This window comes from Methylophaga sp. OBS1 (genome assembly GCF_026319365.1).
The window spans coordinates 513,459-534,420 of sequence record NZ_JAPDMS010000002.1; the positions used below are offsets into that span (position 1 = coordinate 513,459).

Below are 20,962 nucleotides of genomic sequence, written 5' to 3' on the forward strand. Positions count from 1 at the left end.
ATTTGTCGATTAACTGATACTAGCAACAAGGCGCGATCATAGCATTTCGCGTTGGATTTCAGATTTTTGGAGTGTTCAGCATGCCTCAATATCGTTCTAAAACGTCCACTGCCGGCCGCAATATGGCGGGTGCCCGTGCTTTATGGCGGGCGACGGGAATGAAAGACGATGATTTCAACAAACCGATTATCGCCATTGCCAACTCATTTACGCAGTTTGTACCGGGCCATGTTCATCTGAAAGATCTGGGGCAACTGGTCGCCCGCGAAATCGAAAGCGTCGGCGGTGTCGCCAAAGAGTTCAACACCATTGCGGTGGATGACGGTATCGCCATGGGCCACAGTGGCATGCTTTACAGTCTGCCATCACGTGACATTATCGCCGACTCGGTGGAATACATGGTTAATGCCCACTGTGCCGATGCGCTGGTGTGTATTTCCAACTGCGATAAGATCACGCCGGGTATGTTGATGGCGGCGATGCGTCTCAATATTCCGGTGATTTTTGTCTCCGGCGGTCCGATGGAGGCCGGTAAAACCAAGCTGGCGGGTAAAGACGTCAAACTGGATCTGGTTGATGCCATGGTGCAGGCGGCCGATGATAAGGTCAGTGACGAAGATGTCGCCCAGGTCGAACGTAGCGCCTGCCCGACCTGCGGTTCCTGCTCCGGCATGTTCACTGCCAACTCAATGAACTGTCTGACCGAAGCGTTGGGCCTGTCGCTGCCGGGTAATGGTTCGCTACTGGCGACCCATGCCGATCGTGAAGCGCTGTTCCTGGAAGCTGGACGCCGCATTGTTGACCTGGCCAAGCGCTATTACGAAAACGATGAGGACGATGTATTGCCGCGTGCGATCGCCAGCAAGTCCGCATTTGAAAATGCGATAGCCCTCGATATCGCGATGGGCGGCTCAACGAATACCGTTTTGCACCTGCTTGCGGCAGCCCATGAAGCCGAGGTGGATTTCAGCATGGCCGATATCGATCGGATGTCACGCAAGATTCCGAATCTATGTAAAGTCGCCCCGGCAACCAATAAGTATCATATGGAAGATGTGCACCGTGCCGGTGGGGTGGTGTCTATTCTGGGTGAGCTGGCGGCGGGCGGACTGTTGCATACCGATGTGCCGACGGTTCATAGCAAAACCATGGCCGACGGTCTGGCTCAGTGGGATGTGAAGCGGACCCAGCACGAACCGGCTTTACTGCGTTATCTTGCCGGCCCGGCAGGCATCCCCACTCAGGTTGCCTTTAGCCAGGATTGCCGCTGGCCGGAACTGGATCTGGATCGTGAAAACGGCTGTATCCGTGATGTCGAACATGCCTATAGTCAGGATGGTGGTCTTGCGGTTCTGTACGGCAATCTGGCTGAAGACGGCTGCATCGTCAAAACTGCCGGTGTTGATGAGTCAATCCTGACTTTCTCCGGTCCTGCCAGAATTTTCGAGTCTCAGGACGCTGCGGTTGCCGGTATTCTCGGTGGCGCGATTAAAGAAGGGGATGTCGTTCTGATCCGCTACGAAGGCCCCAAAGGCGGTCCAGGCATGCAGGAAATGCTGTATCCGACCAGTTACCTCAAGTCCAAAGGTTTGGGGAAAGCCTGTGCCTTGCTGACCGATGGTCGTTTTTCCGGCGGTACTTCGGGCCTGTCAATTGGTCACGCTTCGCCGGAAGCGGCGGAAGGTGGCAATATCGGTCTGGTGGAAGAGGGCGATATGATCCTTATCGATATTCCGAACCGTAAAATCAATGTGGATCTCACCGATGAAGAGCTGGCTCATCGCCGTGCCAAGATGGAAGCCCGTGGTGAAAATGCCTGGAAACCGGTAGCGCGTGAACGCACCGTCAGCCTCGCACTGCAGGCTTATGCAGCACTGACCACCTCGGCGGCCAAAGGTGCTGTGAGAGATGTCGAGCAGCTCAAGCGTCGCTGAGTTTGTGAGTGAGTCATCACAGAGGCACAGAAGACACAGAGATTAATAGCAGGGAATGCGCGGGCTTCGGCTATACTTTTGACAGAGTTATCCGCAGATTTCGCTGATTAGCACAGATTCGAAAGTCTCACTGGAAAAATCGGCGTAATCTGTGGACAGAGATACAGCAGCACACATCGTGGCTCAGACAATACCAACTATCTCTGTGTCCTCTGTGGTTCAATCAAATCCAAAAATTCAAACCTGTTGAGCGTAGAGTTTCTGATAGAGGCCATCCTGCTGAATCAGAGAGTCATGTGAACCTTCGGCGATAATGTCGCCGCCATCAAACACCACGACGCGATCGGCCTGGCGGACTGCACTGAGACGGTGAGCGATAATGATGGTCGTACGGTCCTGTAGATACTGCTCCAGTGCCATATGCAGGTGGTATTCGGTTTCGCTGTCGAGCGCCGATGTCGCCTCGTCCAACACCACCACACAAGGGTTGATCAATGCCATCCTGGCAATCGCCAGACGTTGCCGCTGGCCCCCGGAAAGTTTGACCCCCGCGCGACCGATAATGGTGTCAAGCTTCTTGGGCATGGCAACAATAACATCTTCCAGTTGGGCTATCTTTATTGCTTCCCATACCGCTTCATCAGAATAATTACGGCCCATGGTGATGTTCTGACGCACGCTGTCGTTGAAGAGTGCAGGTGCCTGCAGAACGGTTGCAACATGTTCGCGCACGGTTTCCAGGCCGATATCACTGACTGCAACATCGTTGAAGTAGACCATGCCTTTGTCAGCCGGATACAAGCCCAGCAGGACATTGACCAGCGTTGATTTACCGGCACCACTGGCACCGACCAGCGCCACTTTTTCACCGGCTTTGATATTGAGTGAGACGCCGTTGAGCACTTTGTTGTTGTCGTCATATTTGAAGTGCAGATCCTCAATCCGGATACTGCTGGCCTGACCCGGCACAAAGGGATTGATTTTATCGGGATAGCGTTCCTCTTCCCGCATTGAGAACAGGCTATTCAGTCGACCCACTGCGGCACCAGCGGCATAGAAGGAATACTGGATATTCAGGATCTCCTGTACCGGACTCATCATGAACCAGAGGTAGCCGAATACCGCAAACATCTGACCGATGGACAGATCGGAAAAGACCACCATAAACATGCTGACAGCACGGAAGACATCAAAACCAAACAGGAAGATCACGAAGGAAAACCGATTGGCAGCATCACTTTTCCAGGCAAACTCGGAGGCATGCTGACGCACATCGCGGGCATTATCAATCACCCGGCGCAGATAGTGTTTTTCACGGTTGGCGGTGCGGATCTGCTGTACGGCATCCAGGGTCTCGGTCAGGCTCTGCTGAAAAATCTCAAAAGCTGAATTTTCTTTTTTCTTGAGGGCTTTGACATGCTTGCCTACCACCATGGTGAAATAAATGACCAGTGGGTTCATAAACAGGATTAACAAAGCCAGTTGCCAATGCAGAAATAGCAGAATAATGGCCGTACCGAAAATGCTGAGCACTGCCACAATAAAACGGCTGATGGTGTTGCCGATAAAATTGTCGATAACCTCAATGTCGGTCACAAAGTGAGAGGCAATCCCAGCGCTGCCGCGGGTTTCGTATTCACTGATAGCGATACGGCCAAGGCGTTTGATCAGTTTATGGCGGATGCGGAAGGTGATGCGTTTGGCAATCAGTGTGAAATAACGTGACTGTGCGACGTTGAGAATCAGTGACAACACACGCAGAATCAGGGTGAAAAGCAACACCGCGGTAATAAACAGCACCGGCCCATGCCACTGTTCCGGTGTAAATTGCTCGATGAAACCGACTGTTGGGCCAGGCTCATCCAGCAGGACTTCATCCACCATGAGTGGCAACAGCAGTGGCACCGGCACCGCACACACAGTTGCCAGAATAGCCAGCAGATTGGCTTTGACCAAGTGCTTTTTATAGCCGAGAGCCTGCTTTAATATGCCTTTTAGGTCGTAATTTGTATTCGTTGTCATCAGCGTTCGTCAAGTCAGAAGCCATGCAGGGTTGTCAGATTAAAACCTGATGACCGTCTTTACTGCTCAAAAGCTCCGGGCAATAGCCCCAAGTCTGTTCAATCCTATCCGGTTGTAAAATAGTCTCAGGGGCACCTGAAGCAATCATTTTACCTTCTTTGAGCAGCCAGATCTTGTCAGCGTAGCGAATTGCCTGGTTAAGATCATGCAGTATCATGATGACGCCGGTGTTCTGTTGCTGGCTGAGTTGACGGATAAGTTGCAGCAAATGATGTTGCTGACCCAGGTCTTGGGCTGATGTGGGCTCATCGAGTAAAAGTAGTGGCGGTTTTTCCGCGCTTGAGAGTTGCAATAAGATCCGTGCCAGCTGCACTCTCTGTCTTTCCCCGCCTGAGAGACTGGTATAGATCCGGTCCGCAAAGGGCAGTGTGTCAGTGATTTGCATCCAGTGTAACGACTGTTCCCTGATTTGTGAGCTATCGAGGGATAAGGGCGTGGCACCTATTGCGACAACTTCCTGAGCCCTGAAAGGAAAAGACAGTTCACTGCTCTGGGGTAACACGCCGACATGCCGGGCCCGTTCACGACGTGGCCATTCTTGCAAAGCTTTATCATGCAAATGGATGCTGCCGCTATCAGCAAGCCATTGGCTGGAAATTGCTTTGAGCAGGCTCGATTTTCCTGCACCGTTAGGACCCAAAACGGCAATGACTTCACCCGCTTGCAGCTCAGCATGGCTGATTGAGAGAACCGCTACACCACGGCGATAAACTTGTAGTTGATCGATAATCAGCATACTCATGCCTACAGGGTGCTCAGCCTTTGTCGCTGCTGAAGCAGCAGGAATACAAAAAATGGTGCACCCAACAGCGCGGTCACCAAGCCTACAGGTAATTCGGCGGGAGCCATCCACACCCTGGCACCAATATCAGCCATCAGCAGCAATGCGGCACCTGTCAACGCGGAGAGTGGCAGTAACTGACGATGATCGGGGCCCAGGGTCATGCGAACTAAATGCGGAATCACAAGACTGACAAAGCCAATGATGCCTGAAGCTGATACGGCCACGCCGACGCCTGCGGCGGTCACGATGATCAGACGTCGTTTAAGTTTTTCGGTATCAATACCCAGGTGTTCTGCTTCGGCTTCTCCCAATAAGAGGGCATTGAGAGCGACCGCTTGACGCTGATAAAACAGCAGTAGCGACAGGCTGGTTAAAGCCGTGAGCCAGAGCATTGGCACGGTCGCTCCATTGAGTGAACCCATGCCCCAGAGAGTGAGGTCTCTCAATGCCTGATCGTTAGCAATAAACGTTAAAAATCCAACTACGGCACCACTGAAAGCGGCAACGGCCACACCTGCCAATAAAAGAATCAAAACAGAGGTTGAGCCCAGCTGCGATTGCGCCAATCGGTACACTAATAGGGTCGTCACTAAACCACCGGCAAATGCTGCTACGGGTGTAATTATGGTGGCCAGTGTCACTGGCAAAATGACAATCGCAACGGCTGCGCCCAGTCCCGCTCCTGATGAAACACCAATAATCCCCGGATCAGCAAGCGGGTTGCGGAATAGTCCCTGAGTGACTGCACCACATATTGCCAGAATGGCGCCCACAAACATGGCCAGCAACGTGCGTGGCCAGCGGATATCGGTAATCACCAGTTGTTGATATTCGGCAAGCGGGCTGATGCTCGATCCCGAGAGACTGTCCCACAGTGTCAGCATGGTATCGACTGCACTCAGTTGCATGGGCCCGGAGGTCAATGATAGCCAGCAGCCGAGAACTAATACTGTGGACATGCATGACCAGGCCAGCCAGATAGGAAAACGCTCAGAAGCAGCCACAAGATGGTCTTTCAGTTCAAGGGGTCAGTTGTTCACTGATCGCCAGTGCTTCGTCTAATGCGCCAAGGCTGATACCTGCAATCAGTTTGCCGGCATTGACACCGATAATATTGTCTTTTCGACCCGCGGGCGTGTTAATCAGCAGTGGCTGGCGCTGCAGGATTCGCTCAATATCTGCCTCGCTGTCGGATCTTTGTCCAAGCAAAATGACATCCGGGCTAATCGACAGCAACGCTTCCACTGAGACTGATTTGTAGCCACTGAATTGACCCAGATTATGGCCGCCAAGCAGTGTTATCAGTGCGTCAGCCGTTGTACCACTACCAGCCTGAGATAATCCACGATCACCCAAGTCCAGCAGAAAAATAATATTTTGCTGTTTATCGCCGACGGCGGAGAGTTGTTTGCCAAGTTGATCAACACGGGTGACGAGTGAAGTCGCTTCCTGTTCCCGGCCTAATAACTGACCTAAGGCTGTGATATTGGCCTTCAATTCAGTCAAATTTTTTGGGCTGTTCAGTTGAACTAATCGTAGCGGGGCTTTTTTCAACAGACTCAGTGTCTCTTCCGGGCCCATGTGATCGCTGCCAACAACCCAGTCGGGATTGTTATCAAGAATACCCTCCGCAGACAGGGCGCGATGATAGCCGAGGTTGGGGACATCTGATGAGAGTAGTGACTGGCTGGTGACATCTGCAGCAACAATTTTCTGCCCCAACCCTAATGCAATCAGAATTTCAGTGGCATTACTGTCAACAGTCACAATACGCTGGGTTAGCGTTTCAGCGTGTAAACGCAAGGGCGTCAACAAAATTAAAACAATAAAAAACAGCGCTGGGCCAGGTACTGACATTAAGAACTCCTGAGTGGGCAGATATTTCTATAAATAAAAATCATTTGCAGAAAGGAAATGTAACAATCCTTGCCAAAAAAATCCAGTAATGCAAATAATAATGATTATCGTATAGGATCGTAATCATCATTGTCATTATCCGGGAAATAGAAATGAAATACTGCAAAAATTATCGAATTACCCTACTCACAGCACTACTGGCTGGCGCTTCTGCATCAGTTAATGCAGATCCCCTATCACTTGATAAGCTTGAAGTATCTTCAACGCTGGCTGGGTTTGAATACGCCAATACACGACATATTGAATCGCTTGAACAGCAGGAGTTGGATCGTAGACAGGCACAGTCTGTTCCGGAAACCGTTGCTTTACTGCCTAATGTCAGCCTGAGAGGCGGGCCTCGAGAAAATTTACATACAGTCAATATCAGAGGCTTGGGCGCGAATCGTGTTTTGCAACTGATTGATGGGACCCGGCAGAATTTTGAGTCCGGGCACAGGCCAAGCTATTTCCTTGATCCGGCACTGCTAAAACGGGTTGAGGTTATCAAAGGTCCTGTCAGTTCGCTGTGGGGATCGGGCGCACTTGGCGGTGTCATCTCCAGTGAGACGGTACACGCGGCAGATTTGCTAAATGGTGGGGAGAACTTTGCCGGATTCATTAAGCAGGGCTATAACAGTAATAACGATAAATGGCTGACGACGACAGCGCTGGCAGGACGTTACGGTGATGTCGATTTACTGGTGTCGGGCTTCTACCGTGATGGCAATGACATTGAAATTGGTGGTGGCGACAACCTGCTGAATTCTGCGGTGCGTGACCGTGGGATGATGGCCAAAATGGACTGGTTCATAGATCCTGCGCAAACCGCAACCTTCAATTTCCGCAGTTCCAGGGTGGACGGTTCGGTGCCGAGTAATGGCTCGGCTGTGCCTAACGATACTTCCAACTTTCTGATCGAGCGTGAAAATGAGACGGATCATGCTTCATTGGATTACCGACTCAATCCAGATAGTCATTTGATCAACAGCAAACTGAAGCTTTACTGGAACCGAACCAGGATGGATGAGAGCCGTATCAGCGATGATCGGCCGGATGATACAAAAATCCGTACCCTGGGTATCAACCTGAATAACCGCAGTGATCTGGGCCTTGTCCAGTTACTTTATGGCATTGATGGTTATCAGGATAAAATCGACACCAGCCGGGGTGGCGTCGACAGACCTGTTCCACCAGAAGCAACGACCGATGTCTGGGGCGCTTTCGTCAATATGCAGATGCCACTGAGTCAACAATGGCTGGTGGAACTGGGCGGGCGTTACGATTACTTTGCGACCGAAGCCGATAATCTCAATGATGATCGCAGTGATAATGCCTTTTCTCCGTCTGCGGCTATCAGCTGGCTGCCCACTGAGGACCTGCGTTTGACATTGCGTTATGACGAGGCTTTCCGAGCCCCTTCGGCAGAAGAGCTTTACACTACGGGCACGCACTTCACCTACGGCCCATTTGCTAGCAATACCTTTATCAATGACCCCAACCTCGATCCTGAGGAAGCTAAAAACATCGAACTCCTGCTGGATTATCAGTTGCATGATGTCTTTAATTCAGGAGATAAAGTGACTTGGCATGCCTCTGCATTCCATAACGAAGTCGATAACTTTATCGAGCAAATTACAACTAATTACCAACAGATATTTTTACCCTTCGATGATGATTTTTATCCTTTGAATACTGAGTATCGTAATGTTGATGAAGCACAGTTAGTGGGCTTTGAGATTGCGGTTAATTACCAATGGGAAAGCTGGAATACGCTGGTCAGCTATGGTCAGACCCGAGCTCAGAACAAAAACACGGGAGAGGCATTAAGTCATATCCCGGCAGACAAATGGGTGGTCGACCTGAACAAAGCGTGGTTGGCTGACAGTCTTAAAACCGGCTTTACCATAACCCGTGTAGAAGCACAGAGACACCTGCCTACTGAGATCAGCACGGATTATGACCATTACACACTCGTGGATCTGTATGCTAACTGGACACCCCGTGACTTTGAAAACCTGACTGTCGATCTGACGGTCAACAACCTGACGGATCAGAAATATATTGTAGCCTTTGAACAACTCTACATGCCCGGGAAAGATATCCGTCTCGGGGTCAGATACGATTTCTAAAGGAGACCTTGATGACCACTGAATCCATCAATTGCATGCCTGGCGAAAAAGCCAGGGCGCTATTGGAAGAAATTGCAGACTGGGAATGGGTCACCACGATAGTGATTCATGGTGGCTCGGTCTTTGAATTCAAAGGTCCCTTTCCCCGGGGTTCTGAAGGCCATGGTTTTTATAACCTGGAAGGACCATTGCCGGGCTTTCACGGCCACCTGAATCTGGAGCGGGTAGCCCATATCCGCTTTCAGGATAAAGCCCATCGCGGCCGGGAAAGCTACGCCTTTGTGTTTGAAGATAGCGATGGCGAGACGATTTTCAAGATCTTTCTGGGCAGAGACGCAAATGGCGAATTAATGCCTGCTCAAACACAACGTTTTAAACAACTCCAAGCGCAGTATCAAAAGGATTCACTTTATGAATAACAAAGGTCTGGAAACCCAAATACGTGATGAAATCATGGATATGGTCCATAGTCGCAAAAGTCTGATGTTGTCTTCATTGGATGAGAACGGCCTGCCCTATGCGTCATACGCGCCGTTTGCTGTCGGTGATGATTGTCTCTATGTTTTGATCAGTGAAATCGCGGTTCATGGTAAAAATCTGCAACTCAATCCGCAGGCTTCGGCTTTGATTATTGAAGATGAGGATACGGCCAACGAATTGTTTGCCCGTCTGCGGGTGTTTTATCGAGTCAGGGCAGAAATGATTGAACCGGAGACCACAGACTGGCAGCAGGGAATTGATTCTTTGCAAAGCCGTCATGGCGAGCGAATTAATAACCTCAGCAAGCTGAGTGATTTCAAGCTCTTTCGTCTACACCCCAATGGGGGGCGGTATGTGAAAGGGTTTGGTAAGGCTTACCAGATCGAGGGAGGGACACTCTCAGGTGACAGTTTGTCTCACCTGCGTGAGGGACACAAAAAGCGCAGCAACGTCTCGGCCTAGTTAATTTATAGCGGGGTGCCTCTGTTGAGGCACCCATTTTGATTAGAGGCTGCCCCAGCTGTCTTTTTTACGGACACGAAGCCTTGGCAGGATCAGGCCCAGTAAGATACCGGAAAACAGCACGGCAGCACCAACCAGAAACCAGCTGCGGGTACTGTTGTCCTTGAGGGCATTATTCTCAATGACCAGTGACTGGTTCTTGTGATCAATCTGTTGCAGTTTTTCTTTCAGTTGCCGGTTCTCGTTTTCCAGCGCAACGGCGTTGGAAGCTGTGCGGCGCAGGTCGTCCAGCTCTTTACTCAGACGTTGTGACTTTTCTCGCAGACTCAGATTCTGGGTGTCCACATCACTGTTCTGGTTACTCAGTGAGGCGATTTCCTCTTTGTATTTGGCAATTTCCAGTTCCAGGTTTGCTACACGCTGTTGACTGGCTTCCAGTTGATCGCGGGCACTGGGACTGTTGCTGAGATAACGGGTCAGGACCCAGCCTTCAACGCCCTCACCCGTGCGAACTTTGGAATAGCCATTGGGATCGGTTTCCAGCACATCCAGCCGGGTGCCGGACTCCAGCATCTTTTTGATGCCAAACTTTATCCCCTGACCACTGCGCATGGTGATTTCCAGTTCATCAGACACATATCGGGTGGTTTGTGCCTGGCTGAGGGCGGGTAGGCTGATTGCAGCCAAGAGCAGGGTGCAGCGGATCAGATTCTTCACAGTGTTTCGCTTTGTCTTTGAGTCAAAACCGCATTTTAGCAGATGGATAATGGATTGCTTCAACTGCATCAGGTCGAATCTGCGACCTAGTCTTCACAATCCTGGATTTCATCAGCCTGTCACACAGCGCTGATATTGTCTTGGTGCGAAAAATAAAGGTATATAGAAATGGATAAGTTAAGGGTGATGTTTTTGTGCACGGGAAACTCCTGTCGTTCTCAGATGGCTGAGGGCTGGGCCCGGGCGCTGGCTGGTGAAGATATTGAAGTAAAGTCTGCCGGCATTGAGGCCTATGGCCAGAACACTCTGGCCATCAGGGTGATGCAAGAGGTGGGTATTGATATTTCCGGGCAGGAGTCTATCCGCGTTAACGGTGAGATGCTGGAATGGGCCGACTTGTTGGTCACCCTCTGTGATAATGCAGAAGAACAGTGCCCGTTGCTGAGTCCTCATACGATAAAAGTACATCTGCCGCTTCCTGATCCGGCCAAAATGCGCGGGGAGGAGCATGAAATGCTCAATGAATTTCGGGAAACCCGTGAAAAAGTCCGTCAGCGGGTAGAGTTCGTGATTGAGCAGGTAGCACTGGAAGCCGCTGTCTGAGCTGTTTGTCGAATCAGCCGCTCAGCTTGACGGAGATGACCGTTTCTTCATCACAATCGCACTGATGTCGGCCTAACTGGTACAGACTGTTGCCATTCATCTTTTTGGCTTTGGATTTAGCTTTACTGGCACACTCCGCGAGGTCGGTTTCTGTGCTAATCCCGCTGAAGTCTCTCAATCTGATGGCACCAATCGATAAGCTGAGCAAGGGATAGAAGGTCTCCCGTCCATGCCGGTCGACGGCATGTATGCCTTTCTGTTGCAGGTGCCGCAGGCTATAAAACTGTGCCTGCAGGGCACTGAAGGCATCTAATATGGCATGACAACGCTGCTGCCAGTCTTTGCTCTCAAACACGATAATAAAGTCATCACCACCAACATGACCAATAAAGTCGACTTCAGTGTTGATATGTTCGGTCAGCGTTTTGGCAGTGAGCGTGATCACCTGGTCGCCTTTGCTATAGCCGTAAATATCGTTGTATGGCTTAAAGTTATCCAGATCGAAATAACACACAGTGACATCACGTTCCTGCTCAATGGCTTCGCGGATGTGTTCACTCAGCGGTACATTGCCGGGTAAGCCACTGAGTGGGTTGGCATGGCGGGCCATGGTGATCTGCATATCAGTAATCTGGCGTAACAGATCCATCAGACTGCCCACACCGCGATAGCGATTGTCTTCAGTAATCACAAACAGACTGTGCTGCTGCGGACTTTGTTGACTGGTGATTTGGTAACTGAGCTTCTTCAGTGGCAATGAGGTCTCGACCACGATGGGGGATTTATCCATAAATGATTGCACGGCTTTGCGACCATACAGCTCACGGCCGAAGCGGCTGGCATAGAGTGTCATAAATTCATCACGCCAGATGATGCCTTTAACCCGGTTGGTATCATCCAGGACAGGTAGTGCAGCCAGTTTGAGGTTGCGTTGGAAGTGCTCAGCGGCAAGCTCGACATTGTCGCTTTCACGTAATGGCTCCAGTTCGGTTAGCAGACTGCCGACGAGGGTGTTGGCACGTGGTCGTCCGGGACTGATGAGGCTGGTCTGCTGACGTTGTGCAAACAGGTTCTCGTCCATGTGTTTTTGTGGGTAGCGGCTGGGCCTGCCAAAGTAATAGCCTTGGGCAAACTGCATATCCAGCCCCTGAGCAGCCAGATATTCCTGCCTGACTTCAATGCCTTCGCCGATGACCAGGCAGCCAACACTCTGAGCGATATCAATCATCGACTGTACAAACTGGCGTTTCTGGCGGTCTTCATGAATGTTCTGCATGAAGTGCCGATCCAGTTTGACGAAGTCGGGCTTAAGCTCTGACCAGGTCCGTAGCCCCGAATACCCGGCCCCCAGATCATCAATGGCGATCGAGAAACCCATCTCACGATAATGACGGGTTGCCTCACGCATTAAATCATAGTCATCGATCGGGTATTGTTCGGTCAGTTCAATCACAACCTGTTGAGGTGACAAGCCGGCCTCTTCCAGAAACTGAAGCGTGAGGCCATGGGGATAATCATCTTGCAGTAACGCGGCAGGACTGGTGTTGATGAACAGTTTCTGTTCCATACCCAATTCGCCATAGCGGCGAATCACGGTTTCCCGACAGAGTAAATCCAGTTCAGCCAGACGGCCGTGACGACTGGCCGTGTTGAACAGATTAAGCGGAGAGTGCAGCGGACTGGCAGAAGGGCCCCGAATAAGGGCTTCATAAGCAAAAATCTGTTGCTGCTGCAGCGAGACAATCGGCTGCAATAATGGCGTCAGCGATCCCTGGCTGAGGATATCTTCCAGTGAGTGAAAATGGCGCAGTTCTTCTTGTGTCATAGTAGCCAGAGTCAAAAAAAATCCTGCCCTTGAGGGGCAGGACTAATCACCACGAGAGATGAGGAGTAAACTTGTCATTCCGTAAAGGGGCTAACCGATTCCAGATTGGCAAATAAGTAGGTTCAGTATCACATGACGATTAGTCACTTTGATGACAGATTAATGAAGCTTTTATGACAGTTATCGTGAGTAGATGAAAAAAGGCCCCACCCAAGGGTGAGGCCGATTCCCGAAGAGTAAGTCTTCTAACTGTTGACTACCAGTATGCTTGAGCACGGAATTTCAGAGCGGATGGCTCTTCGTCGGCACCACTGCCATCTACAGTCAGGTCAGTGACCTTAGAATAGTTCAACATCAAGCGGGTATTCTTGGTTGGGTAGTAGTTAACGCCAACAGTGAATTGGTCGTATTCATCTTCCAGAGATGAGCCTGGGTCGACTTCTACGCTTTCAAAACGTGCTGCAACCTGCCATGCACCCCAGCTGGATTTAGGTGAAATACCTGATGTATAACCTTTTTTCCATTTCAGCTGTTCGCCTGTCAGGAAGTAGCCTGCTTCAACCGCGTAACCAGTGGTATCGATGTCGCTACCGGTTTCAGGTTCAGCAGTGTGATCCAGGTATTCAGCCATGGCGTGAAATGAACCGAAGACTGCCATCGCGTCTACAGTGAACGCATCAGCTTGGTCCAGATCGATGGTGCCAGTTGAAACTGGTTTGAAGCTATCGTCATGGCTGACTAGGTCTGGTTGGAATTTGAAATCATCGCCGCCGCCTTGAGTCAGGTAACCGGCACCCAGTTGAACCAGGTTTTTACCTTCTTTGTAAGGCAGGAAGGAACCGCGAACAGCAAATGTGCTACCGTTGTTGTCCCAGGTTTGACCATCATCATCCAGTGGGCCGTTAGTTAGACCGGCAGACAACAGCCAGTTGTAATCCTTGTCGTTAATAGCCGCAACAACACCACTCTGACGGGCTGGTGAAACGCTGCTGTCAGCGAACATCGGACGATCCATGAAGGTCATGTATTTAGAGCTGATTTTGGTATTCAGACCGAATGGGATATGAGATTGACCCAGTTTAACGCCCCACTTGGTGCTGTCAGTCAACTTGTTGCCATAGCCTAGGTATGCGTCTTTAACAGAAACGTCGTTACCGGCGAAGTCTGCCTCAAATTTGTAGCTCCAATCATAGATAGAGCCTGCGAAACCCAGACGAGCACGACGCAGTTCAGTACCTTTAACATCATCGTCACTGTCATCAGTGTCTGCATCAGCGTTAACCGCATCCCACATCACACGACCGATAGGCTGGAATTCCCAGTTACCGTCTCTGTCAGCAACGACGAGTTTACCGTCGGTGGTGATTTCAGGCATGTTGGCAGTGGCTTCTTCCACTTCTTTTTTCATTTCAGCTTTTTCAGCTTCAGCCATTTCCTTATCTGCGGCTGCAGCGTTTTTCAGCATATTATAGTCTTGTGCACTGATGGTGCCTTTATCGCGCAGTACTTCCAGCAGGTCCATCATGGCTTCGTTGCCGGCGTGAGCAGGCATAACGGCTGCACCGAACAGGGCACCCGCAACTAATAAAGATGTTGATTTGAGTTTCAAGGGACTATCCTCTTGGTTGGTTCATCAGGTTCGGACTAACGCCGAAGTCCCGCACACCTTATGCCCGCAATGTTTCATCGTGATGAATCTTTTATGACAGTTTGATGACATTGATACAGAACCGGCATTTTGTTGCTTCATTACCACAGCCAATTTTTTAGCTTGAAAAATGCTTAATCGTCCCAATGTCTTTCATTACATTCATCAAACTGGGATAACCCATGTTTCGACTATTATTCATTCTTTTTCTGGTCGTGCCGCTGGTGGAGATTTTTTTCCTGATCCAGGTTGGACAGGTGATTGGCGCCGGCTGGACGATTTTCCTTGTGGTGGCTACAGCGGTGATTGGCGCCTTTTTGCTGAGACTGCAGGGGTTCCAGACATTACATCGTGCGCAGCGGACAATGCAGCAGGGACAGTTACCGGCTACGGAGATGCTGGAAGGTTTATGTCTGCTGGTTAGCGGTGCGCTATTACTGACGCCCGGTTTTGTCACTGACACCATGGGCTTTTTATTGCTTGTGCCGCCAGTGCGTCAGGTATTAATCGCTCAGATGTTGAAAAACAGTCGTTTTATCTTCAGCAGCGGCGGCAGTGGTTTCTATCAACAGTCGCGCTATTCATCGCGACGCAATGAAGACATTATCGAAGGGGAAGTGGTCGATGACGATGATCCCCGCCATCTTCGCTGAAACAACATCAGTAAAAATTTTTCACCTGAGCCCTTGAAAGCGGTTTTTCAGCCCCCATTTAAGGGATGCCAAAACAAACAACATTGGTCCTAAACAGACATTTTTTCGGAGGAATTACAGATGAATCTTCGTCCCCTTCATGATCGTGTGATTGTTCGTCGCATGGAAGAAGAAACCATGAGTGCTGGCGGTATTGTCATCCCTGACAACGCAGCAGAAAAACCCTCACGTGGTGAGGTACTCGCCGTCGGTGATGGCAAATTAACGGATGCAGGCGAAGTTCGTGCATTGACAGTCAAAGTCGGTGACAAAGTCCTGTTCGGTAAATACGCCGGTACTGAAGTAAAAGTTGAAGGCGAAGAACTGCTTGTCATGCGTGAAGATGACATCGTGGCTGTTATCGAAGGCTAATCTTCTGGATTCATTTGCTTTATAAAGGATAAGAGGAATAAACATGGCTGCTAAAGAAGTCAAATTCGGCGCCGATGCGCGTCAAAAAATGGTAAAAGGCGTTAACGTCCTGGCCAACGCAGTAAAAGTCACACTGGGTCCGAAGGGCCGTAACGTGGTTCTGGATAAGAGCTTCGGTGCGCCGACCGTGACCAAAGATGGTGTCTCAGTCGCGAAAGAAATCGAACTGGAAGACAAATTCGAGAACATGGGTGCACAGATGGTGAAAGAAGTGGCTTCTCACACTTCTGATGCTGCCGGTGACGGTACCACTACGGCGACGGTACTGGCACAAGCCATTCTGCGTGAGGGTATGAAGTCTGTGGAAGCAGGCATGAACCCGATGGATCTGAAACGCGGTATCGACAAAGCCGTACAGGCTGCGGTTGAAGAACTGCGCAAAATGTCTTCACCTTGTGACGACGATAAAGCGATTGCCCAGGTCGGTACGATTTCTGCCAACTCAGATCATTCTGTCGGCAAAATCATTGCCGAAGCTATGCAGAAAGTCGGTAAAGAAGGCGTTATCACTGTCGAAGACGGCAGCGGCTTCGAAAACGAGCTGGATGTCGTTGAAGGTATGCAGTTCGATCGTGGTTACCAGTCACCTTATTTCGTGACTGAACAGCAAACCATGACTGCCGAACTGGAAGATCCTTACATTCTGCTGTTCGACAAGAAAATCTCCAACATCCGTGAACTGCTGCCAACCCTGGAGCAAGTCGCTAAATCCAGCCGTCCGCTCCTGATTGTCTCTGAAGATGTCGAAGGCGAAGCGCTGGCGACACTGGTGGTTAACAACATGCGTGGCATCGTAAAAGTCTGCGCCGTGAAAGCACCTGGTTTTGGTGACCGTCGTAAAGCGATGCTGGAAGACATCGCTGTGCTGACCGGTGGTACCGTGATTTCAGAAGAAGTCGGTCTGAGCCTGGAAAAAGCGACACTGGATCACCTGGGTCAAGCCAAGAAAATCACTGTCAGCAAAGAAAACACCACTATCGTTGATGGTGCTGGCCGTGGTGATGAAATCCAGGCCCGTGTTGAGCAAATCCGTGCCCAGATTGCCGAGTCTTCTTCAGACTACGACAAGGAAAAACTGCAGGAACGTGTAGCTAAACTGGCTGGCGGTGTTGCCGTGATCAAAGTCGGCGCCGCGACCGAAATGGAAATGAAAGAGAAGAAAGCCCGCGTTGAAGACGCCCTGCACGCGACCCGTGCGGCGGTTGAAGAAGGCGTGGTCCCTGGCGGTGGTGTGGCACTGGTTCGCGCAGAAACCAACCTGGGTGAACTGAAAGGTGATAACCACGATCAGGATATGGGTATCAAACTGGCCCGTCGTGCGATGCAGGAACCCCTGCGTCAAATCGTCACCAATGCCGGTGCTGAAGCGTCTGTTGTTCATAACGAAGTCGCTGACGGCAAAGGTAACTTCGGTTACAACGCCGCTACCGGTGAATACGGTGACATGATCGATATGGGTATCCTGGACCCAACCAAGGTGACCCGTACCGCACTGCAAAACGCGGGTTCTGTCGCTGGTCTGATGCTGACCACCGAAGCCATGATTGCCGAGCTGCCTAAAGAAGAAAGTGCTCCGGCAATGCCAGACATGGGCGGCATGGGTGGCATGATGTAATCTGACGACGTCAGTTACTGCAAGTCCCGATAAAAAGCCCCGGCATGAAAATGTCGGGGCTTTTTTTATGTTCCAATGTCTTAGCAGTCGCTGCTGTCAGGGATGCAGGGTTTTCCAGAAAGGTAGCATGATGATCGCTAATACCAGCACAAGCAGGCCGATACTGCCAATCAACCGGAAAGGGTGTTGCAGACTCTCCTGCCAGAAGCTGTTTTCCTCACCAGCGCTGACACGGGATTGATAATCAGCCCGCATAGTCTCTGTCCGCTGCGCCTGATAGTCATCTATCAGTTCGCGGGCGTGGGGCAGGTCATCATTATCTTTCAACCAGATGGCCGCGACGCCAAGTCCGAAAAAACCGGCCGAGCTCTCGTAGTAATCAATGCCGGACTCGTTCAATAGTTGCCTGACATCACCGGCCTCATCTTCCGGGACCTGATTGAGCCGGAATAATAGAACGGCCATGCTTAACTATGCGCCTTTTCTTGTAACTGGTTGGCGAAATCATGATTTACATCACGGTGCTCCGCTTCATCTGCCCGCACCACCAGAATCACATCACGCAGTCGTGCATCTGCGGGCAGTTGCCAGTAATCAATGGCAATCTGTGGCGCCGGCACATTTTCATATTTGCCATTATCGACCCCTTCCAGGTATTCCGTGTAGCTGTAAACGGCTTCTTCTTCGAGATAGCCGACAATCCGATGGGCGACGCGGGATGAGCACAGGTAAAGCAGGAAAAACAGGTTATAAAACACACCCTGAGCAATGATGATGATCACCCGTTCAAACAGACTGGGCCTGGCAATATGAATAAAAGTCAGCAGGTGCATCCGCTCATTCTCAGCCTCATCCAGCAAAGTCTTGATCCAGCCATCATCATCTTTCATTTTTCTCAGTGAACGCAGGTGCTGCAGGGCACCGCCTACCATACCCGGTACGGCGGCGACGGTCTCAAGCACCACGGCACGGTGACCGTAGCGACCCGCAAAGAACACATCGGCAAAAAAACGCATAAATTTGACGATGCCATAAGCCAGTCGGTCGGAGAAGCAACTTGTCTCGTGATGGGGGGGATTTTGGTAATCTTCAGCCATAGCTTTTCCAGATGTTTGTTGTGCATTATCTCTCAGATCCAGTTTAACCCGCGACGCAGTAAAGATGCGATGAAACTGCCAAAGTGAGCACGATGAGCACATTAAGAGTGTGAACAAAACAAAAGTCAGGTCAGCATGGCCTAGGCGCTCACGAGCTCAGCGTGATACGGACAGTCTTAGGCAATAAAAGTACGTTAATCACCCTAATCATATTGCAAAACATCGCCCGCAAAATGCGGAGACATATCATAGAGGGGCAAGCTTCCAGTAACGCAGTCCTTTACTCGATAACGTCTTCTGACACGATACTTGTGAGGATGTGTGACAAACCGAAGTGGAATGACGCAATCAACAGAGCTAAAAAGCTTGTTGCCAGGAAACCTCAGGGACGTTGAGGTTCTGGCAGCACTGGCTTGCTGTTGTCCATAAACCTAAGATAACTATCCCACAATTGATGTCGTCGTTTTTGAGTCTCTGTAATTAGACAGCGCCAGGTGAGCGGACCGCGAATAGTTCCCTCAATCCAGATGCTGTAAAGACTCTCGCAGTGATGTTTTCGGTAGCGCTGCCAGGCATGCTGCGCGCTGTGTATGCTATTGAACACTTCATCGTTATTCTCATAGCGTTTAAGGCTGGCCGAAAGGTATCGTTGCATGCTGGTTTCGGCTTTATCAAACGCTTGTTCGAGGCACTGGTTCATGGCCACTGTGGTCTCGCTGTGATGGCAGTCATCTCTGGCCGAAACAGTTGTAGACACGCATAACAATATAATAAACAGTCCGCGTACGCTCACAGCCTATGCCAGTCGACTGCCATTGGGAACAGCTATCTCGGGGGCCGCCAAGACCACCGTATTATCGGCTTGATGAAAACCAGTGATCAAACATTCCGACTTTATTGGGCCAATCTGTTTGGCGGGAAGATTAGTGACGGCAAGTACTTGTTTGCCAACCAGGGTTTCAGGCGTGTAGAGGTCGGTTACCTGGGCGCTGGATTTGCGCACACCTATCTCTGAGCCGAAGTCAACATGCAGGATATAGCTCGGATTGCGTGCTTGCGGAAAGGGTTGGGCATCGATAACTGTACCAACCCGCAATTCGATTTGCTGGAAGACATCCCAGCTTATCTCGGCCATACTTTCTCCTGATAAACAATCATTGATAAAGCGGGCATTTGGGAACAGCACACTGCCCCGCGGGAATATCCTGTTGGGCCACAATCTCTTTGAGACTGTCAGACAGGTTCTGATCATCGGGAGCCAGTCTGACCGCACAGCCTATGGCTTTAATCGCCGCAACCCGACATTGTTGCGCCGTCATGACATACGCCAGATTATTCCAGGCCTGGGCATTGTCAGGTTCGTTGGTGATGGCGTGGGTGAAGGCGGCTTGTGCAGCCGCGAAATCCTGTGTCTGATATAGCATATTTCCCAGCGCCATATACGGTAAGGCTTGATCGGGCCAGTGTTTGCTGGCGGTTTCCAAAGCACTCACTGCTGATTGTTTGCGTCCCGATTGCATCAGTGTCATCGCGCTGCGGGTGTATTCAATCAGATTGGCCGTGACGGGGACTTGGTCCGGTGGAAGCATGACATAAGCCCAGTGATCAGCGCGTTGCCAGGTTCGCTCAAAGGTGGAAAAGGCAAGCATGTGACGCTTGCTTGTACCCGAACGCAAAATCAGTTGCTGGTTAATCAGGTCGTATCCGACCACCACTGCATAATGCCATTGTGGTACCCATTGCAGGGCCAGGTTCTGAAACACCAGCACGGGACGCCCGGAAGCAACTTCACGAAGTATATCGCCAAGGTTAGCAGCCAGTTTGTATGTCAGTAAGTCATAACTGCGTGCAGTCGCAATCATTTCCACCTGCAGACTGCCCTTACGACCAGGGATGTAAACCTTGTCTACTAAATCGGAATCGGTGACGTTGAAATTCTGATGATTAAGCACTGTGGCCAGTGCCGCTGGTCCACATTGATAGGCCTCCTGTGGGAAAAAGGCCACCTCTGTTAATTCATGGCTGGCAGGGATATCAGCCGGTGGCTGGCTGCTGATTCGGCTACTCTGTGGGGTGCCGGCACAGGCGGTGAGCAGCAAAATAAAAACAGCGCCAGACAAGCATCTGACGCTGTTTTTGAGCATGGTGAAGTTCATATCAATGGTTGATGTTGTGAACAAAACCAAACACATCGGTAGCACCCAGCATATCGGTCACTACAAAAACGATAAAAATGACCAGAAGGGCGCCGATAATGCCACTACCCGCAGGCATTTGTTCGAACTCCTGTTGAAGCTGAGCGAGTTCCTGAGGGCTTAATTGTTGAATGCGGTGCTTGGCATCATCCACCTCAACACCCAGGGCAACCAGTTTGTCCTGAACTGACTGTTTATCCAGCTCGCTCAGCACTTGTTGCTTGGTCATTTCATGCTGGGACTGGGCGAGAAGTTGCTCATTTCCCACCATCGCGGCTTGCACCGGTGCTATGTAAATACTCAGAAAAGCCATGATGAGCATGATGGGGACTACTTTCCCGAGGCGTCTGAAGCAATTCATAAAACCTCCT

Annotated in this window: 21 protein-coding genes; 8 read left to right on the forward strand and 13 right to left on the reverse strand. The window is 50.6% G+C overall.

The features are described from left to right. Positions 1–80: 80 nt before the first annotated feature. The gene (gene ilvD / locus OMQ46_RS09170; protein WP_266236453.1) at positions 81–1,934 is read left to right on the forward strand and encodes a dihydroxy-acid dehydratase; all 1,854 of its coding nucleotides are present in this window, start codon (positions 81–83) and stop codon (positions 1,932–1,934) included. Between the two features lie 237 nt (positions 1,935–2,171). Here ilvD and OMQ46_RS09175 read toward each other — a convergent pair whose 3' ends face one another. The 4 genes from OMQ46_RS09175 to OMQ46_RS09190 all read right to left on the reverse strand — a co-directional run bounded on the left by OMQ46_RS09175 (position 2,172) and on the right by OMQ46_RS09190 (position 6,657). Further along, positions 2,172–3,956 (reverse strand): ABC transporter ATP-binding protein, encoded by a 1,785-nt coding sequence (locus OMQ46_RS09175; RefSeq protein WP_266236454.1) that lies wholly within the window; start codon positions 3,954–3,956, stop codon positions 2,172–2,174. A gap of 34 nt (positions 3,957–3,990) precedes the next feature. Beyond that, positions 3,991–4,758 (reverse strand): heme ABC transporter ATP-binding protein, encoded by a 768-nt coding sequence (locus tag OMQ46_RS09180; protein ID WP_266236455.1) that lies wholly within the window; start codon positions 4,756–4,758, stop codon positions 3,991–3,993. 2 nt (positions 4,759–4,760) lie between these two features. Further along, entirely contained in the window at positions 4,761–5,759 is a 999-nt protein-coding gene (locus OMQ46_RS09185; RefSeq protein ID WP_266236456.1) for a FecCD family ABC transporter permease, read from the reverse strand. A gap of 61 nt (positions 5,760–5,820) precedes the next feature. Next, a complete protein-coding gene (locus tag OMQ46_RS09190; protein ID WP_266236457.1) occupies positions 5,821–6,657 on the reverse strand; it encodes a heme/hemin ABC transporter substrate-binding protein in 837 nt (278 codons plus the stop codon). A gap of 152 nt (positions 6,658–6,809) precedes the next feature. Between OMQ46_RS09190 and OMQ46_RS09195 the strand changes: the two genes are divergently transcribed. The 3 genes from OMQ46_RS09195 to OMQ46_RS09205 are packed head-to-tail and all read left to right on the forward strand — an operon-like array spanning position 6,810 to position 9,767. Further along, positions 6,810–8,825, forward strand: coding sequence for a TonB-dependent hemoglobin/transferrin/lactoferrin family receptor (locus OMQ46_RS09195; protein WP_266236458.1), 2,016 nt, complete (start codon positions 6,810–6,812; stop codon positions 8,823–8,825). 11 nt (positions 8,826–8,836) lie between these two features. Further along, positions 8,837–9,244: a heme utilization cystosolic carrier protein HutX gene (hutX, locus tag OMQ46_RS09200; RefSeq protein WP_266236459.1), complete on the forward strand. Its 408-nt coding sequence runs from the start codon at positions 8,837–8,839 to the stop codon at positions 9,242–9,244. Continuing rightward, positions 9,237–9,767, forward strand: a complete 531-nt coding sequence (locus OMQ46_RS09205) for a HugZ family protein (protein WP_266236460.1) — start codon at positions 9,237–9,239, stop codon at positions 9,765–9,767. Before hutX ends, OMQ46_RS09205 begins: the two co-directional genes overlap by 8 nt. Positions 9,768–9,809: 42 nt before the next feature. On the opposite strand, the gene OMQ46_RS09210 is transcribed toward OMQ46_RS09205, so the two are convergent. Beyond that, positions 9,810–10,484: a TIGR04211 family SH3 domain-containing protein gene (locus OMQ46_RS09210; protein ID WP_266236461.1), complete on the reverse strand. Its 675-nt coding sequence runs from the start codon at positions 10,482–10,484 to the stop codon at positions 9,810–9,812. Positions 10,485–10,652: 168 nt separating this feature from the next. On the opposite strand from OMQ46_RS09210, the gene OMQ46_RS09215 reads away from it, so the two are divergent. Continuing rightward, the gene (locus tag OMQ46_RS09215) at positions 10,653–11,087 is read left to right on the forward strand and encodes an arsenate reductase ArsC (RefSeq protein ID WP_266236462.1); all 435 of its coding nucleotides are present in this window, start codon (positions 10,653–10,655) and stop codon (positions 11,085–11,087) included. A 13-nt stretch (positions 11,088–11,100) separates the two neighbouring features. Here OMQ46_RS09215 and OMQ46_RS09220 read toward each other — a convergent pair whose 3' ends face one another. Continuing rightward, positions 11,101–12,927 (reverse strand): GGDEF domain-containing protein, encoded by a 1,827-nt coding sequence (locus OMQ46_RS09220; RefSeq protein ID WP_266236463.1) that lies wholly within the window; start codon positions 12,925–12,927, stop codon positions 11,101–11,103. A 241-nt stretch (positions 12,928–13,168) separates the two neighbouring features. After that, positions 13,169–14,521 (reverse strand): OprO/OprP family phosphate-selective porin, encoded by a 1,353-nt coding sequence (locus OMQ46_RS09225; protein WP_266236464.1) that lies wholly within the window; start codon positions 14,519–14,521, stop codon positions 13,169–13,171. A 221-nt stretch (positions 14,522–14,742) separates the two neighbouring features. Here OMQ46_RS09225 and OMQ46_RS09230 point away from each other — a divergent pair, with 221 nt between their 5' ends. From OMQ46_RS09230 to groL, 3 genes are all read left to right on the forward strand, one after another. Continuing rightward, positions 14,743–15,213, forward strand: a complete 471-nt coding sequence (locus OMQ46_RS09230; RefSeq protein ID WP_266236465.1) for an FxsA family protein — start codon at positions 14,743–14,745, stop codon at positions 15,211–15,213. A 120-nt stretch (positions 15,214–15,333) separates the two neighbouring features. After that, positions 15,334–15,624: a co-chaperone GroES gene (gene groES, locus OMQ46_RS09235; RefSeq protein ID WP_266236466.1), complete on the forward strand. Its 291-nt coding sequence runs from the start codon at positions 15,334–15,336 to the stop codon at positions 15,622–15,624. Between the two features lie 43 nt (positions 15,625–15,667). After that, positions 15,668–17,299 carry a chaperonin GroEL gene (gene groL, locus OMQ46_RS09240; protein WP_266236467.1) on the forward strand — a complete coding sequence of 544 codons (1,632 nt, stop codon included), beginning with the start codon at positions 15,668–15,670 and terminating at the stop codon, positions 17,297–17,299. A gap of 96 nt (positions 17,300–17,395) precedes the next feature. Here groL and OMQ46_RS09245 read toward each other — a convergent pair whose 3' ends face one another. The 6 genes from OMQ46_RS09245 to OMQ46_RS09265 form a co-directional block, all read right to left on the reverse strand. Beyond that, complete coding sequence (locus tag OMQ46_RS09245; protein ID WP_266236468.1) at positions 17,396–17,764, reverse strand: DUF6164 family protein; 369 nt, start codon at positions 17,762–17,764, stop codon at positions 17,396–17,398. A gap of 2 nt (positions 17,765–17,766) precedes the next feature. Next, on the reverse strand, positions 17,767–18,396 hold the full coding sequence (locus OMQ46_RS09250; RefSeq protein WP_266236469.1) for an alternative oxidase: 630 nt from the start codon (positions 18,394–18,396) through the stop codon (positions 17,767–17,769). Positions 18,397–18,778: 382 nt separating this feature from the next. Next, entirely contained in the window at positions 18,779–19,189 is a 411-nt protein-coding gene (locus OMQ46_RS16640) for a lysozyme inhibitor LprI family protein (RefSeq protein ID WP_416234835.1), read from the reverse strand. Positions 19,190–19,192: 3 nt separating this feature from the next. Further along, complete coding sequence (locus OMQ46_RS09255) at positions 19,193–19,531, reverse strand: tRNA-binding protein (protein ID WP_266236470.1); 339 nt, start codon at positions 19,529–19,531, stop codon at positions 19,193–19,195. 19 nt (positions 19,532–19,550) lie between these two features. Then, positions 19,551–20,540 carry a PA2778 family cysteine peptidase gene (locus OMQ46_RS09260; protein WP_266236471.1) on the reverse strand — a complete coding sequence of 330 codons (990 nt, stop codon included), beginning with the start codon at positions 20,538–20,540 and terminating at the stop codon, positions 19,551–19,553. 13 nt (positions 20,541–20,553) lie between these two features. Beyond that, positions 20,554–20,952, reverse strand: a complete 399-nt coding sequence (locus OMQ46_RS09265) for a PA2779 family protein (protein WP_266236472.1) — start codon at positions 20,950–20,952, stop codon at positions 20,554–20,556. Between the last annotated feature and the right edge of the window lie 10 nt (positions 20,953–20,962).

Coding starts and splice junctions, on each gene's coding strand:
- OMQ46_RS09255 (WP_266236470.1), bottom strand. CDS start 19,531: ATGGCCGAGATAAGCTGGGATGTCTTCCAGCAAATCGAATTGCGGGTT.
- OMQ46_RS09250 (WP_266236469.1), bottom strand. CDS start 18,396: ATGGCTGAAGATTACCAAAATCCCCCCCATCACGAGACAAGTTGCTTC.
- OMQ46_RS09265 (WP_266236472.1), bottom strand. CDS start 20,952: ATGAATTGCTTCAGACGCCTCGGGAAAGTAGTCCCCATCATGCTCATC.
- OMQ46_RS09230 (WP_266236465.1), top strand. CDS start 14,743: ATGTTTCGACTATTATTCATTCTTTTTCTGGTCGTGCCGCTGGTGGAG.
- OMQ46_RS09180 (WP_266236455.1), bottom strand. CDS start 4,758: ATGAGTATGCTGATTATCGATCAACTACAAGTTTATCGCCGTGGTGTA.
- OMQ46_RS09245 (WP_266236468.1), bottom strand. CDS start 17,764: ATGGCCGTTCTATTATTCCGGCTCAATCAGGTCCCGGAAGATGAGGCC.
- ilvD (WP_266236453.1), top strand. CDS start 81: ATGCCTCAATATCGTTCTAAAACGTCCACTGCCGGCCGCAATATGGCG.
- OMQ46_RS09185 (WP_266236456.1), bottom strand. CDS start 5,759: ATGTCCACAGTATTAGTTCTCGGCTGCTGGCTATCATTGACCTCCGGG.
- OMQ46_RS09205 (WP_266236460.1), top strand. CDS start 9,237: ATGAATAACAAAGGTCTGGAAACCCAAATACGTGATGAAATCATGGAT.
- OMQ46_RS09215 (WP_266236462.1), top strand. CDS start 10,653: ATGGATAAGTTAAGGGTGATGTTTTTGTGCACGGGAAACTCCTGTCGT.
- groES (WP_266236466.1), top strand. CDS start 15,334: ATGAATCTTCGTCCCCTTCATGATCGTGTGATTGTTCGTCGCATGGAA.
- hutX (WP_266236459.1), top strand. CDS start 8,837: ATGACCACTGAATCCATCAATTGCATGCCTGGCGAAAAAGCCAGGGCG.
- OMQ46_RS09260 (WP_266236471.1), bottom strand. CDS start 20,540: ATGCTCAAAAACAGCGTCAGATGCTTGTCTGGCGCTGTTTTTATTTTG.
- groL (WP_266236467.1), top strand. CDS start 15,668: ATGGCTGCTAAAGAAGTCAAATTCGGCGCCGATGCGCGTCAAAAAATG.
- OMQ46_RS09190 (WP_266236457.1), bottom strand. CDS start 6,657: ATGTCAGTACCTGGCCCAGCGCTGTTTTTTATTGTTTTAATTTTGTTG.
- OMQ46_RS09175 (WP_266236454.1), bottom strand. CDS start 3,956: ATGACAACGAATACAAATTACGACCTAAAAGGCATATTAAAGCAGGCT.
- OMQ46_RS09195 (WP_266236458.1), top strand. CDS start 6,810: ATGAAATACTGCAAAAATTATCGAATTACCCTACTCACAGCACTACTG.